This window comes from Microcoleus sp. A2-C3 (assembly GCF_036706065.1).
GTDB lineage: Bacteria > Cyanobacteriota > Cyanobacteriia > Cyanobacteriales > Microcoleaceae > Microcoleus.
The window spans coordinates 1-14256 of the sequence record NZ_JAUBVX010000028.1 but is presented as its reverse complement, the minus strand read 5'-3'; the positions used below and the strand labels follow the sequence as shown (position 1 = coordinate 14256).

At 47.6% G+C, this 14256-nt stretch carries 12 protein-coding genes; 7 read left to right on the top strand and 5 right to left on the bottom strand.

The features are described 5' to 3' along the window. Positions 1–77 precede the first annotated feature (77 nt). Positions 78–1979, top strand: coding sequence for a ribonuclease J (locus QUB66_RS16520; protein ID WP_265238512.1), 1902 nt, complete (start codon positions 78–80; stop codon positions 1977–1979). 135 nt (positions 1980–2114) lie between these two features. Here QUB66_RS16520 and QUB66_RS16515 read toward each other — a convergent pair whose 3' ends face one another. The 3 genes from QUB66_RS16515 to QUB66_RS16505 form a co-directional block, all read right to left on the bottom strand. Continuing rightward, a complete protein-coding gene (locus tag QUB66_RS16515; protein WP_265238514.1) occupies positions 2115–2390 on the bottom strand; it encodes a MoaD/ThiS family protein in 276 nt (91 codons plus the stop codon). Positions 2391–2533: 143 nt separating this feature from the next. After that, positions 2534–3832 carry a threonine synthase gene (gene thrC / locus QUB66_RS16510; protein ID WP_265238515.1) on the bottom strand — a complete coding sequence of 433 codons (1299 nt, stop codon included), beginning with the start codon at positions 3830–3832 and terminating at the stop codon, positions 2534–2536. A gap of 502 nt (positions 3833–4334) precedes the next feature. After that, positions 4335–4595, bottom strand: coding sequence for a MoaD/ThiS family protein (locus QUB66_RS16505; RefSeq protein WP_332968757.1), 261 nt, complete (start codon positions 4593–4595; stop codon positions 4335–4337). A gap of 500 nt (positions 4596–5095) precedes the next feature. Between QUB66_RS16505 and QUB66_RS16500 the strand changes: the two genes are divergently transcribed. Next, positions 5096–5383 carry a hypothetical protein gene (locus QUB66_RS16500; RefSeq protein ID WP_265238519.1) on the top strand — a complete coding sequence of 96 codons (288 nt, stop codon included), beginning with the start codon at positions 5096–5098 and terminating at the stop codon, positions 5381–5383. 808 nt (positions 5384–6191) lie between these two features. Here QUB66_RS16500 and QUB66_RS16495 read toward each other — a convergent pair. Both QUB66_RS16495 and QUB66_RS16490 read right to left on the bottom strand, forming a co-directional pair. Beyond that, on the bottom strand, positions 6192–7568 hold the full coding sequence (locus QUB66_RS16495) for a cytochrome P450 (protein ID WP_265238549.1): 1377 nt from the start codon (positions 7566–7568) through the stop codon (positions 6192–6194). An 89-nt stretch (positions 7569–7657) separates the two neighbouring features. Further along, a complete protein-coding gene (locus QUB66_RS16490; RefSeq protein WP_332968756.1) occupies positions 7658–8266 on the bottom strand; it encodes a hypothetical protein in 609 nt (202 codons plus the stop codon). 681 nt (positions 8267–8947) lie between these two features. Here QUB66_RS16490 and QUB66_RS16485 point away from each other — a divergent pair. From QUB66_RS16485 to QUB66_RS16465, 5 genes are all read left to right on the top strand, one after another. Then, positions 8948–9610: a COP23 domain-containing protein gene (locus QUB66_RS16485; RefSeq protein WP_332968754.1), complete on the top strand. Its 663-nt coding sequence runs from the start codon at positions 8948–8950 to the stop codon at positions 9608–9610. 53 nt (positions 9611–9663) lie between these two features. Then, positions 9664–9831, top strand: coding sequence for a hypothetical protein (locus QUB66_RS16480; RefSeq protein ID WP_332968753.1), 168 nt, complete (start codon positions 9664–9666; stop codon positions 9829–9831). Between the two features lie 4 nt (positions 9832–9835). After that, a complete protein-coding gene (locus tag QUB66_RS16475) occupies positions 9836–10135 on the top strand; it encodes a hypothetical protein (RefSeq protein ID WP_332968752.1) in 300 nt (99 codons plus the stop codon). Then, positions 10120–11379: a COP23 domain-containing protein gene (locus QUB66_RS16470; protein ID WP_332968750.1), complete on the top strand. Its 1260-nt coding sequence runs from the start codon at positions 10120–10122 to the stop codon at positions 11377–11379. The genes QUB66_RS16475 and QUB66_RS16470 overlap by 16 nt, the downstream gene beginning before the upstream one ends. A 196-nt stretch (positions 11380–11575) precedes the next feature. Beyond that, positions 11576–13816 carry a phosphoketolase gene (locus QUB66_RS16465; protein ID WP_332968749.1) on the top strand — a complete coding sequence of 747 codons (2241 nt, stop codon included), beginning with the start codon at positions 11576–11578 and terminating at the stop codon, positions 13814–13816. Positions 13817–14256: the final 440 nt, after the last annotated feature.

Genomic DNA, 14256 nt, shown 5'->3' with positions numbered 1-14256 from the left:
AATAATCGCCCTACGAACGAAAGACGAAAGACGAAAGACAACAGACAAATAACAAAAACAACTAACAAAGGATACGCATGATCAAAAATACAACTGCACAAGTTCTAAAAGTTATTCCCCTCGGCGGGCTGCACGAAATCGGCAAAAACACTTGTGTGTTCGAGTACGGCGACGAAATAATTCTTTTAGATGCAGGTTTAGCTTTCCCCACAGATGGAATGCACGGTGTAAATATTGTCCTCCCAGACATGACTTACCTGCGGGAAAACAGCCACAAAATTCAAGGTATGATAGTGACTCACGGTCACGAAGACCACATCGGTGGCATCCCTTACCACCTCAAGCAATTTGAAATTCCAGTCATCTACGGCCCGCGTTTGGCGATGGCCTTGCTCGCTGGAAAATTGGAAGAAGCCGGAGTATCTCACCGCACTGAATTGAGAACAGTTCGACCACGGGATACGGTCAGAATTGGTAAGCATTTCTTAGTCGAATACATCCGCAACACTCACTCGATGGCCGACAGTTTCACTGTGGCAATTCACACTCCCGTCGGAATTATTATTCACACTGGAGACTTTAAAATTGACCACACTCCTGTAGACGGCGAGCATTTTGATTTGCAAAAGCTGGCTGAGTACGGCGAAAGAGGCGTGCTGTGTTTGATCAGCGATTCTACTAACTCGGAAGTTCCTGGTTTTACCGCTTCAGAACGTTCTGTCGCTCCGAATTTAGACAGAATTATCGCTCAAGCAACGGGACGGGTACTGCTGACGACTTTTGCTTCGTCGGTACACCGATTGCAAATTGTTTTGGACTTGGCTAAGAAAAACAATCGGTATGTCGGAGTGGTTGGCCGCTCGATGCTGAACGTCATCGCTCACTGTCGCAATCTTGGCTACATCAAATGCGAAGATAGTATTTTCAAACCGCTGAAAGAAATCCGCAATTTGCCCGAAGACAAGGTTTTGATTTTGACTACGGGTTCGCAAGGTGAACCGATGGCGGCGATGACTCGGATTGCTAACGGCGAACATCACGAACTGAAAATCAGAAAAGGTGATACAGTCATTTTCTCGGCTAATCCGATTCCGGGAAATACGATCGCAGTGGTAAATACGATCGACAAACTGATGATGCTGGGTGCAAACGTGGTTTACGGCCGCGACAAAGGCATTCACGTTTCCGGGCACGGCTGTCAGGAAGACCAAAAGTTAATGATTAACATGACTCGTCCCAAGTTCTTCTTGCCGGTACACGGGGAACATCGGATGCTGGTTCAGCACTCCAAGACGGCTCAAAGCATGGGCATTCCCGCGAGCAATATGGTGATTATTGACAACGGCGATGTCGTAGAATTAACTGAAAATTCGATGCGACTTGGTACTAAAGTACCTTCAGGAATTGAATTGGTAGACTCTTCTCGATCGGGCGTAGTGAAGGCAAACGTCCTCAAAGAACGTCAACAGTTGGCTGGAGATGGCGCGGTGACAGTAGCTGCGGCGTTAAATGCAGAAGGTAAGTTAGTTGCTACGCCGCAAATACACTTGAAAGGTGTAGTCACATCAGCCGATCGCGAACTGCTACAACAATCGATCACACAAACGATTGAGACTATTTTAGGCGATCGTTGGTCAGAATTTGTCAGACCTTCAACAACTGCCGAATCAGGAGTTGATGTGGACTGGGTTGGAGTGCAAACGCAAATAGAACGGGCAATTCAGCGGGTACTGCGTCGGGAACTTCAAAGCAATCCCATGCTAGTATTCCTGATGCAAATTCCCGAAGGAGCATTATTTGTCCAATGGGAAAAAGCAGCAGTAGCTCCAGGTTCTTTAGAAGCACCCAAGCTATTAGGCCCATCATCGCCATCATCGAAATCAGCACCAGAGGCAGCGCCAGCGCCTGTTCCTGCTAATGCAGTAACCGGTCGTCGTCGCCCCCGGACAGCAGCAAAAGTTGCTTCCGTAGTTTCCTAGAGTTAACAATTCCTGGCCAAGCCAGGGATTTGTTTCTCAACCGCAGATGAACGCAAATAAACGCAGATAGTAATTAATTAATTCTATCTGCGTTCATCTTTGTTTATCGGCCACCATCTGCGGTTGCAAAATTAATCAACCACCAGCAACTGCTGGAACAATACTAACTTCATCACCATCTTGGAGTGCTGTTCCTGTCCCATCCAAAAAGCGGATATCTTCGCTGTTGACGTAGAAGTTCAGGAATCTGCGGGGTTCTCCCTTTTCATCGCACAGGCTTTTTTTGATGCCGGGACAATTTGTTTCGAGGGATTCAATCAGTTCGGAAATATTGCCGCCGCCGCATTCGATGGTGGCTTGATTGTTGGTGAATTTTTGCAGGGGAGTGGGAATTAAAACTTTGACGGTCATTTTTTTGAGTCCTTAGTCAGTAGTCAGTAGTCCTTAGTCAGTAGTCAACAGTTAACAGTTAACAGTTAACAGTCAACAGTTAACAGTTAACAGTCAACAGTCAACAGTCAACAGTTAACAGCTTGATAACTAATGACTAATAATTAAACCGAAGCTTGTTGCCATTCTAAGCGTTCGAGGGTGCGGGCGCGTTCTAGGGCGCGCTCGAAGGCTTCGAGTTTGGGTTCGAGGGTGATGGGTTCGCCGATGTAGCCTTGGACGGCTTCCTGAGTCTTCAAGCCGTTGCCGGTGATGTAGGCGACGGTGGTTTCGTCGGGATTGATTTTACCTGCTTCTACGAGTTTCTTCAAGACTGCGATCGTGGTGCCGCCTGCGGTTTCTGTGAAGATGCCTTCAGTTTCTGCTAGTAGTTTCATGCCTTCGATGATTTCGGTGTCGCTGACGGATTCGATGTTGCCGTTGGTTTTGCGGGCGACTTCCAAGGCGTACATACCGTCTGCTGGATTGCCGATCGCGATCGATTTAGCAATTGTATTCGGTTTGACTGGTGTTACGAAATCGCGACCTTCGCGGAATGCTTGGGCGATGGGGGAACAACCGTCAGCTTGAGCACCGCTGAACCGGACTTTCTTGTCATCAACTAAACCGACTTCGATGAATTCATTAAAGCCTTTGTAGATTTTTGTGAACAAAGAGCCGGAAGCGAGGGGGGCGACGATGTGATCGGGCAATTGCCAACCTAGTTGTTCAGCAACTTCGTAGCCGAGGGTTTTCGAGCCTTCGGAATAGTAGGGACGCAAGTTGATGTTGACAAATCCCCAGCCGTGTGTATTAGCGACTTCGCAGCACAGGCGGTTAACTTGGTCGTAGTTGCCGTGAACTGACATGACAGTTGGATTGTAAATCAGAGTTCCGAGGACTTTGCCAGCTTCTAAGTCTGAAGGGATGAAGACTACGCAGTCGAGACCGGCGTGGGCGGCGATCGCAGCGGTAGAGTTAGCTAAGTTGCCAGTGCTGGCACAGGATACCGTTGTGAAACCCAATTCTCTCGCTCTACTGAGGGCGACTGACACCACTCTGTCTTTAAAGCTAAGAGTGGGCATATTGACGGCATCGTTTTTGATGTAAAGATTTTTTAGACCGAGGCGGCGCGCCAAGCGGTGGGATTTTACTAAAGGAGTCATCCCCGTGCCAACATCGATGACGTTATCTGTAGCGACTGGTAAGAATGCCCGGTAGCGCCAAATCGAGTTAGGGCCGGCTTCGATGGTTTGGCGAGTAACTGTGCGGCGGATTGCTTCGTAGTCGTACTTGACTTCAAGCGGGCCAAAACAGCAATCGCAGACGTGCTTGGCTTGGAGTTCGTACTCTTCGCCGCATTCTTTACATTTGAGGGCTGTGAAGGTGGCTGCTGTGGATTGTGTTCTGGTGGCCTGGGTCATAGCTCAACTCTCTAGTTTTGCGATGTTTTCTAATTCTTAAGGACAGATTAGCACGGTGAATCTAGCCCGTCAACCATACCCGACTTTTTTAGTCTGGATTAATTTTGTGGCAGTATTTTGTCCGAAACCAGAGGTGGTTGGATAGTCCTCAATTTCTTTCTGAGAGACGTTTCTAGGCTCTGCAGAACAGTGTTGGTTCAGTGGGAAAATCTCTTGCTTAACCGAACTCAAGAAGGATTTGGCGGCAAAACTAATTTCAAAACTTTATAAAGTTTTTTTTGCATGGGGCGGAGAAACCGGGTTTCTACGAGATTTTCTGTAGAGTCACGAGAAATATAGCCAGAAACCAGGTTTCTGAATTCACCGCGCGGGCTGTTGGGGGCCTAGAAACCGGGTTTCTACGAGATTTTGGGTTGAGTCACGAGAATATAGGCTTCCCCCTCTCCCTCTCTCCCCCTCTCCCCCTCTCCCCCTCTCCCTCTCTCCCCCTCTCCCCCTCTGCTTACCCACCGCTGACGGGGGGGATGAGTACAACTTCGTCGCCGTCTTGGAGGATGGTGTCGGGAGAGACGAATTCTAGGTTGACTCCGAAGCGGGTGAGCTCGCGCCACTTTTCTAATTGAGGATATTGGGCGATCGAGCTTTCGAGCACTTCAGATACTGGGGTTTCGGGAGGAAATTCTAGTGTAAGTTCTGAAACGCCGTAGGCTTCACTGAAGGCGGCGAATAGTTTAACGGTGATGGTAATCGAAGAGTTAGACACGGCTGTTTTGTGTGATCGACAGTTGGGCAATTATTAACTAAACCATATAATTAATTGAGAATTACGCGCGCCGAGGCTTAGAATTGAAAGCGGCAATCTCTAGTTGAGTTTGGCGCGATCGGGTAAAACGTAACTAGAGATTGCAGTAGAAAGTCCGAACAGCATTTTATTTATATCGATCGATCTCACCAACCAGGCTTCATAAGTAGTTGTCATTCACTTAGATGCAGATAGCGAAGGTCTAGTTGGCTGCTGTTTAGGCTACTGCCAAACTATTTTTTCAGGATACGGTATAGATACTTTCCCGTAATTGTGGGAGAGTACAATGATCGCACAAAATTTAGTGAGCAACAACGCAGATAACGCCCAGCTAACCTGCTGCTGCCCGACTAAAAATCTGGTCGTCAAGTCCATCTGGGAATTCCCGAAGCTTTGCCCCGATACGCAAACGTGCCGTTCGATCTAAAAATAATAGTCAAGTTAACGCGATCGAGATATTTATGGCAAATAACGATTTTAAAGTGCTGCAAATTATTGAAGCTAAAGGCTGGTATGCCTTTGGGAGTACGAAGCAAAGCCAGCACATTGAGAGGTGGGTAAGACCTGTGGTGTGTTGGGTTTTAATAGAAGACAAAAAAAAGCGGCGGATTGTGACTGCTACCGCTAGCTATCAGATCCAGATTGACGACAAAGAAGTCGAGTTTTTTGCCCACGAAAGCGAAATTCAAGATATCGAGAGTCTCCCGAAGTCTGTCTCTGTCTCGGAATTTCTGAAAACAGAAGATTGAGAGAAGAGCCAGAAGGAGAGCGTTTAACAAGTTATTAATTTTTTCTTAGTAATTCCTTAAACTTGCTGCCGGATTCTATTTCAATTGCAGGCAGAACCTCCCTAATTGAGGAGAGGGGCAGATGGGGAGAGAGGAGAATGTATACTTTTGTCTTGCTTTCTGCATCTCTAGCCGCAAGTCTTCCAACCCCAAAAAATAAAGAAGCCGGAAGATTGCGGGCAATGCCAACACGCTTCCGACCTTTGCTAAATAACAGGGTATGCATATGTTTCTAAAGTATGGCAGGGAAGCCTTCTAGATATCAAGAGGACTATTGCAATCACCCACAGAAATTTATTAAACTTGGTGGCGGATGCTTTTTCAATTCGAGGAGAAACCACTCTAATTCAAGAGAGGGGAGTTGAGAAGATAGGGAGAATTTATACTTTTGCCTTGCCTTCTGCATCAGAATGCCGAAGGTCTAAAGTAGCCAAAAAAATAAAGAGGCCGGAAGATTGCAGGCAATGCCAACACGCTTCCGACCTTGCTGAATAACAGGGTATGCATATGTTTTTAAAGTATGGCAGCCAGGTCTTCTAGATATCAAGAGGACTATTGCAATAACCCACTTTTGCTTTCAGGTTGTGTTTGCAAGGTTCATACCATTTTAGACTGAAAATTTGAATATTGAGAGCGGCTGATGGTTACAGGTTAAGGATTATAGCTGTTTTTGTGTAGCGGGTGCTACAAAAAATGGGCGCTTGCCGATCGTAAGCGAAGCAGGCCGAAGGTATCGCCCATTCTTCCCTAATTATTTGCCGCTACAAAATCAAACCCCACTAGCAACAGGTTCAGGCTTTGACAGCCGCATCCGCCGCCCCAGCAGCGCCATCCGCACACCGCCCGCTGGCCCTAAAGTCACCCCTCGGCGTTTGGCCTGTACCGGCTTTTTCTCGGCCAATACTAAGTCGAAATCGCGCAAAATGGTTGCCACCACCAGTTTCATCTCCAACTGCGCCAGCGCTAAGCCGATACAGCGACGACTACCGCCCCCAAACGGCAAATACTCGTAAGGCGAGAATTGCCTCTCCAAAAACCGTTCCGGCTTAAATTGCTGCGGTTCTGGATACAAATCCTCCCGCCTGTGGGTTAAATAAATGGAGCCGAAAACCACCGTACCCGGTTCGAGTTGATATCCCATCAGTTCCACGGGCTCCCGCACTACTCGCGGAAACGTCAGCATTCCCACGGGATAAATTCTGAGTGTTTCTTGACAAACCGCACTCAGGTACGGCAACCGGGAAATCTCCATCGGGTCGGGATTTTCGCCCAAACTGTCCAATTCTTGCAGCAGTTTCTGGCGCACTGAGGGCAAACTGTGAATCCAGTAAAATGCCCAAGCTAAAGCAGTTGCTGTGGTTTCGTGGCCTACAAACAACAGCGTCATCAACTCGTCGCGCAATTCTTCATTAGTCATCGGTTCGCCGTTTTCGTCGCGGGCGGCCATCATTAAGCTGAGAATGTCGGTGCGGTTGCTGTCTGGTTGCTGTCTGCGTTCTGCTATTTCCGCGTCCATCAGTTCCTGAATTTTCCGCTGCTTTTGTTTCATCCGTCCCCAAGGACTCCAAGCGCCCCAATCTTGCTGCATCCAGGACAGAAATAGCATACTCGATCGCAGCGGAGAGCCGGTCATATCGAGAATTGAAGCCAGCAGCGGGGACAGTTGCTGCAACCGCGGCCCTTCATCCAAGCCGAAGACTACTTGCAAAATTACCCGCATGGTGATTTCCTGCATGGCGGTGCGGGCGACAAAAGGTCGATCGACATTCCACTTACTGGCAACATCTTGAGTAATATCGCAAATTTGCTGGCCGTAGTTGCGCATCCGTTCCCCGTGAAAGGGCGGCATCAATAATTGGCGCTGGCGTTTGTGCTTTTCTCCAGAGATCACAATCATCGATTGTTCTCCCAGCACCGGTTTGAGAATACCGTTGATATCACCTGGGGCGTCAAGCGCTTTGCTGTTGAGCATTTCCTGGATCGCTTGGGGGTTGTGGATCATCACGAATGGTTCAAGGTTGCCCCATCGAATCGTGAAAATCTCCCCATACTTTTTGGCACTTACATCCATGTACGTAAGTGGATCGCCGATCCATTGAATTAGTTGCACGAAGCGGGGGGTTTTGGGGCCGTCAGGTAGAGTCATAAAAATTGTGGTGCTGTTAGAGGACGCGGGTAACATCCATAGGAATCTCGCAGAAAGCGGGTTATACGCTCTCCCATAATTTTAAGAGATTATTCTCGAACGGTGCTTACAATGTCCTGTCCCAGCTCTGTAAAACGCACTGTTTTGATTTGCCAAGGAGCATAACTGGTTAAGGTTTGGCGCACGCCTCCAAACAAACCTAGCATTTGACAACTTGACAAATTTTGCAATTTTTGCCGGGAATTCCCGGAAGCCCGTAAATCTACGGTAGCGATTCCAAGGTTGCGATCGATTTTAAGCCGATAACCAACTAAACCCAGACTAGCGAAAATCTCCTGCTTTAACACTTCATTAACGGCCGATGACATTAACTGATTGTCTGGGCCTGTAACTGTTTCAGGCTTCAGACTTTGACAGAGATTGTCTACGGTATAAACCGTAACTGTCGCTGTGCTGTCTGCTACTTTGGTACTCGCTAAAACTGAGCCAACAGAGTTAGAGGGATGCGTTACTGGAGTCGATCGACCATCAATTTGATTTCCCGTTAGCTGTAGGTGTCGGAACTGACGGGTGCTGGTTGGGGGCTGGCTCTGGTTTTCGGGTGATTTAGCTGCTGCATCGTAGTTAGAACAACTGCTAGCGCCCATCAAAATTAAGCCAGTCGCTAAATACCCGAACTGTTTGCAGATAAGGTTCATAGTTTTAAATACTCAACTAAACGTCAGTGTAGGTCGGGGGATTTTGGTGGTAGCAAGCACTTAATCCCTGATTACACTCACTTATGAGTATTTCCCGGCATCCGCAATACTAGACTTCTTGGATAAGTTCTCGATGATAAGTTCTCGATCGATACATAAACCGCAGATGAACAGCAGATAAACACACTCTAGAGCAGATAATTTCAGACAATTTGTGAATCCGTGCCAGAGATATACGTAGATGATAAAAAGTTAAAAGTTATGATTAATACCTGGCTTTTAGTGTGGTATCACGTAAACGGGTAAGGCACTTTATGCGTGCAACGCTGCTACAGGCTCGGTATCTCATCAGATGCGAGCTCGTAACGCTAGACTGCCAGTCAGATCGAATAACCTATCAGCGGTGTGATTTAGCGTTGCAAATCGCTCGATCGCGTCCGATTGAAACAGCTTTTTTCCGGTTGGCGAAACCTTGACCTTGATTAGTAGTAATGAGGACATATTTTCGACGGTTGCGCGCATTTTACGAGGGCTTCGGAGCGGCATAACTGGGCTTTCGGTGCAGTTACAGAACAAAATCCGCATTAAAAATCCCTGATGACTCGGCGGTTGAAACCTCGACTGTACAAGCTTTCCTCCGCCGAGACGGACTAAGAAATAAAGCGGGTATTTAAGCCGGATTTGGCACAAGCAAACGTGCAAGTCGCGAACAACATAATTTTGCAGCCAGCCTCTGGCGCATCCAGGGTGCGATCGCAATATTTGGTGATTTTTCTACCGAATTCCATCAAAAATAGTGAGAACATCATCATGAAACAGCAATTATTGACGAAGGTTTTGGCGGCAAGCGCGATCGCCCTCAGCAGCCTGACAGTGCCTTTTGAGCCTAGTTACGGCTGGAGTTCAGCCAGGGAAAAGGGATTTTCGTGCAGCGCCGTCAGGGGCGCACCGGTGACGGTGTACCAAAACTCTCAAGGTGCGGTAGAGCCTTGGATTGAGTGGAATTCAGATTATTTTTCCGGTTCTGGCTACAATCCACAAACTCGGTGCCAATTAGTCAGCCAGCGCCTCGAAATCTATCGCCGCAACCGGGTGCTCAAGTACATTACAGCAGGCCGGATGAACGGCCAAAATGTCATCTGCACGGCGAATCAAGTCAACGGTTTGTGTCAAAATTTGATTTATACTCTCAGGCCAGGCCAAGACCCGATCGGTTCTTTATATAATTTGTTAGCTTGGCGTCAAGGATATGTCGGGATGCCGTCTTTTGATGAAACCCGTAATATTCCTTACATTGACGTTAGGTCAAAACTAGGGGAAAACACGGATGATGGGGCGCAATAGCCGATTTTGTCGCCATCCTCCAGCCTTGCTTAATGGTTGGGCAATTTTCAAGATTGAATTATCTGCGTCGATGGGTGTTTGTACGCTTGAAATCTGCGGTTAACTCATCGAACGAAAGCAGTTCCTACACCAAGCGCTGGGAATTGCCAGGAGGCTGGGCGATGTTGGGTTCCCCCTGGCGGTGGGACAGTCGCCGCCGCCGAATTCCCTGCCGGTGGTGAGGTTTTGGCAGTAGCGCGCGGTTTTGTAGAGTTGCTGCTGCCAAAATCTTTTTGTCAAGGCTATAGCTTGCGGTATACAAATAACGTTAAAATTGCCATGAACCGCCGCCGGATTTTTAATGGCAAAGGTTTCTTGGTTGCAATTAGCGATCGGGGCTGCGATCGACATCCCGGTTTTGAGGTCTATACTTTTGAAGATGGAAGCGCGCCGACGCGAGAATTATTAGAAAAAATGGTTAAATCCAGTTGGGGAATTCCGATCGGTATATATTTGCAGTTCGTCTCGTCATGTCTGGGGAGTTAGCGATGAATTTGTGGAGTTCGCGGTTCGGGGCGCTGACAATCATCTTGACCGGTGCAATAACGGCGATAGCAATTGTCGGCCAACAATATGCTGCTTGTGCCAAAACAGCGGAAGAAATTGCCCAAGTAGCAATGTTGAGCACCGTAGAAGTTAATAATACGCTGGGTTTTGCTACTAGCGGTTCGGGAGTAATTATTGCGAAACAAGGCAATATTTACACCGTTCTGACGGCGAATCACGTTGTTGCAAGTCTCGCCCAAGAATACAGCATTCGCACTCATTTGGAAAAAAATTATAGAGCAATCAGAATACAGCGGCTGCCGAAAAGCGATCGCGATATAGACTTAGCTCTGATCCAGTTTTACAGCCGAGACAATTATCCAGTAGCGCCAATTGGCGAATCAAAACGTGCTGTAGTCGGTTCTACTATTTATGTTGCTGGCTATCCACTGCCCATCGCTTCTTGGTATGAAAGAAAACTCGAATTTACTGCTGGTATTGTTTCTTCTCGTCTCGATCGCGCATCATCGGGGTACGGACTGCGGTATCAAGCAGTCACCAGGCGCGGCATGAGCGGCGGGCCTGTATTTGATGCTGATGGCACTGTTGTGGGAATTCACGGTCAGGGTGATACTGTTGGTACGGTGATCAGCCAGTGGAACGGTCAGATTGAGGAAATTAAAACTGGGTTGAATGCAGCAATCCCGATCGATTCTTTGATGTCGTTGCGATCGCAAACCTTACCTAACGGGTTTGATATTCTCAGCAATATTTCGATCCAGCGCGGCTACAGTCAAACTCAATCGAATCTGGGGCCAGGAGGCTTTGTCTGCGATACCTCCACCGGCGAACCGATGACGGTTTATCAAAATCCGCAAGGGTTTAGGGAGCCTTGGATTCGCTGGAATTCTAATTTCTTTTCGGATTCTGGCTACGATCCTCTGACTCGCTGCAAACAAGTGACTCAGCGCCTGGAAAATTACAGCCGCAACAAACAGCTAAATTATGTCACTGTCGGCACAGTCAACAATCAGAAAGTGATTTGCACCACCAGCCGCGTTAACGGGCCGTGCGAAGGTTTGATCTACACGCTGCGCCGCGATCAAGATCCTGCTCCTGCACTCAGCAGTTTCTTTGTGTGGCTGGGGAATCAGAAGGCTAGACCTTCTCTTTTTGAGAGCAGCACTCCGATTTATATTAATGTTAGGGAACGGCTCGATTTAGATGTTGGCGAAGAACCCTAATTGCTACTCAGTAATGATTTTTTATTGGGCTGAATTACGCCGATTGTATTGTTGAAATGCGGGGCGTTCTCAGCTTTAAAATAGAGATATTTTAATTATTTATGATTATAGATAGCAGAAGTGATGATTTTTTGCAACAAGAAAGCTATAAAATTACTGTTACATTAATCCAAGTCAAATTTTTCAGGTATCAAGAATGACTGCAACTACGCCGAAGGCAACGTCAGCAATTCCCAGTTTTTGCGAAGGAATCCAGTATTTCTCGGAGAATGTGCCGGGTTTTGAGACTTACGGGAAAACACCTGCGATCGCCCAGGGGAGCAAGTCGATCGCCGATGCGGCAGATCCCGCCGCCGTCTTTCAAACAATGCTGGGAGCAGACGCCCTGCGCTACCTGACGCTGCAAGTCACCGCCAGCAAGGCATCGGGACATCCGGGCGGTTTTGCCAGCCAAGCTGAAGCCTACGCCGCGTTGGTGATGCTCGGACACAAGAACATTGTCACCGAAGTCGGGCACCACGCGCCGGGATTTTACAGTGCCATGTTTCTCGATCGATCTTTAGAAGACATGGGAATTGTCAACGTACAGCAAGTGCGCGATAAATTCCGCGAAAAAGATGGTTTGTTAGGACATCTTTCCGGTTTCATTCCCGGCCTTTTAGCACCAGCAGGCCCCCTCGGACAAGGGCAGCATTTCGCAATGGCGGGAGCGCTTTTGCACCCCGGCAAACTGTTTGCTTTCACAATGGGCGACGGCGGCATGGGCGAACCCTATCCAATGAGCAGCATGGGGCATTTCCACACTGCTTATCCGAAGGCTACTAACTTTTTACCAGTGTTAGTTTGGAACGGATATTCCCAAGAACATCACAGCATGGTTTCGACAAAAACCAATGCTGAAATGATTGCTTATTGGCAAGGAAACGGTTTTGAAGAAGTCATCTTAGTTGATGCTAAGGAATTTGACGATAAAAATCAACCGGAAGCTTATGTTGACAGCACTGCTTTTTCACTCGAACAGCGCATGGCATTTACCAAAGCTGTTTTACAAGGAGTTGACAAAGCGGCAAAATCTGCTCTCGGCGGAAAATTAACTGTGTTTATTATCAAACAGTTAAAAGGTGCTGGCGTGCACGCATTGGGCGCAAAATCTCACAATCTTTATCCAAAAGATACGCTGGATGCTCCGCACATTATCAGCGCTTTAAAACAGCGCGCTTTGACTGCTGAGGCTTGGCAGTTGGTGCGGACAAATTGCGAGCGCGCGGGTGGCGGGCCTGCCGCGAAAACCGTTGTTACTGAGTTTACATTGCCACTAGCAGATTTAGGCGAATTGCCTTTAGAAGAATTTGCGGTGGGCGGAGAATCGAAGATTTCGACAACAGCAATGGGACGTTTGGTTGCGAAAGTCGGCGAGTGCGATCGGACTTTTCTAGTTACTAATGCTGATGGTAATGAAGCATCGGCAATTGCCAACATCAACCAAGCTCTGAAAATCATTCACCCGACGACGGATGACTTGTACAATCAAGCGCCAAACGGTCAAGTTTACGAACCTTTGAGCGAAGATGCTTGCGCGGGTTTAGCAGTAGGTTTGTCGCTATTTGGAGCGCGGAGTTTGTGGTGTTCCTACGAATCTTTTGCCATCAACGGTTTACCAATTTGGCAAACTGTAACGCAAGCAATGGCAGAATTGCGCCGTCCAACTCCGGCTACTGTCACCTTATTTACGGCAGGTGCATTGGAGCAAGGCCGCAACGGTTGGACGCACCAACGCCCGGAAATTGAAGCTTATTTTGCGGCAATGATGCGGAATGGAAATGTGTTTCCTTTGTTTCCACCGGATGCTAACAGCATTCAAGCTTGTTACGAGTGGGCTTTGAATGCCAGAAATAAGGGAGTTGTGATTACTGCGAGCAAGTCGCCGCTGCCAATTCGCACTACTTTTGAACAGACTCGCCAAGGATTGCAAGACGGTGCAATTGTGCTGCACGAAATTGATTCTCCGCAAGCATCCCAAAATCAAGGGGGAAGTAAGAAAGTGGTGTTTGCTGTTGTGGGCGACATGACTTTAATGCCAGTGTTTGAAGCCGCAGCATTTTTGGAAACAGAAGGGATTGGAGTACGGATTGTTTCTGTTGTGAATCCGCGCCGCTTGTACCGTCCAAGCGATGTTGCTTGGGATACTTGTTCGGAAGCTGACGGCGGCTTTTTGAGCGATGAGAATTTTGCCAAAATGTTTGGTGGAGATGCCTTGATTGGCGTGACAGGCGGTGCTTCTGGGATGTTGGAGCCGGTGATGCTTCGCAGCAATTGCCCGCGTGATACTTTCGCTTGGAAGCGGGGGGAAACGACTGCTAGTGCGGGTCAGTTGATGGCGTTTAATGGGTTGACTGCTGAGGCGTTGACTAAAAGGGCGATCGAGCTAGTTCATTAAGTTATAATACGGTTCACTTAAGACTGATCTCCCTGGCACACCCCTGAAAAAGGGGGGGACAAGAATGCTCTCAAAGTCCCCCTTGCTTTCGGGGGATTTAGGGGATCTCCGGGGCATAAATAGTGTTAACCCACATTCCGCACTTCAAGTTGAAGTACGATAAAATAGAATACCGAAAAAGCCAAAAACCAGGATAATTCATAAAAAATACTGAACTTATTTGCGGAAATAAGAGAAATAAATAATATATTAAATCTTTGATTCATAAAATGGTTTATGTAAAGCACTAAAAAGTTGAGGAAGAATTACTTCCCCTTTTGATCTTAATATTTTTTTTGACTCTATTTTGTGGTGGCAATTAAGAACTGTAGTTTAGACTAACTAAAGATGAGAACGGTGGCCAAAGAAGAACTAGAGCCACCGCGCCGGGAGAGAATGAG

Coding starts and splice junctions, on each gene's coding strand:
- QUB66_RS16500 (WP_265238519.1), top strand. CDS start 5,096: ATGGCAAATAACGATTTTAAAGTGCTGCAAATTATTGAAGCTAAAGGC.
- thrC (WP_265238515.1), bottom strand. CDS start 3,832: ATGACCCAGGCCACCAGAACACAATCCACAGCAGCCACCTTCACAGCC.
- QUB66_RS16520 (WP_265238512.1), top strand. CDS start 78: ATGATCAAAAATACAACTGCACAAGTTCTAAAAGTTATTCCCCTCGGC.
- QUB66_RS16515 (WP_265238514.1), bottom strand. CDS start 2,390: ATGACCGTCAAAGTTTTAATTCCCACTCCCCTGCAAAAATTCACCAAC.
- QUB66_RS16465 (WP_332968749.1), top strand. CDS start 11,576: ATGACTGCAACTACGCCGAAGGCAACGTCAGCAATTCCCAGTTTTTGC.
- QUB66_RS16470 (WP_332968750.1), top strand. CDS start 10,120: ATGTCTGGGGAGTTAGCGATGAATTTGTGGAGTTCGCGGTTCGGGGCG.
- QUB66_RS16490 (WP_332968756.1), bottom strand. CDS start 8,266: ATGAACCTTATCTGCAAACAGTTCGGGTATTTAGCGACTGGCTTAATT.
- QUB66_RS16495 (WP_265238549.1), bottom strand. CDS start 7,568: ATGACTCTACCTGACGGCCCCAAAACCCCCCGCTTCGTGCAACTAATT.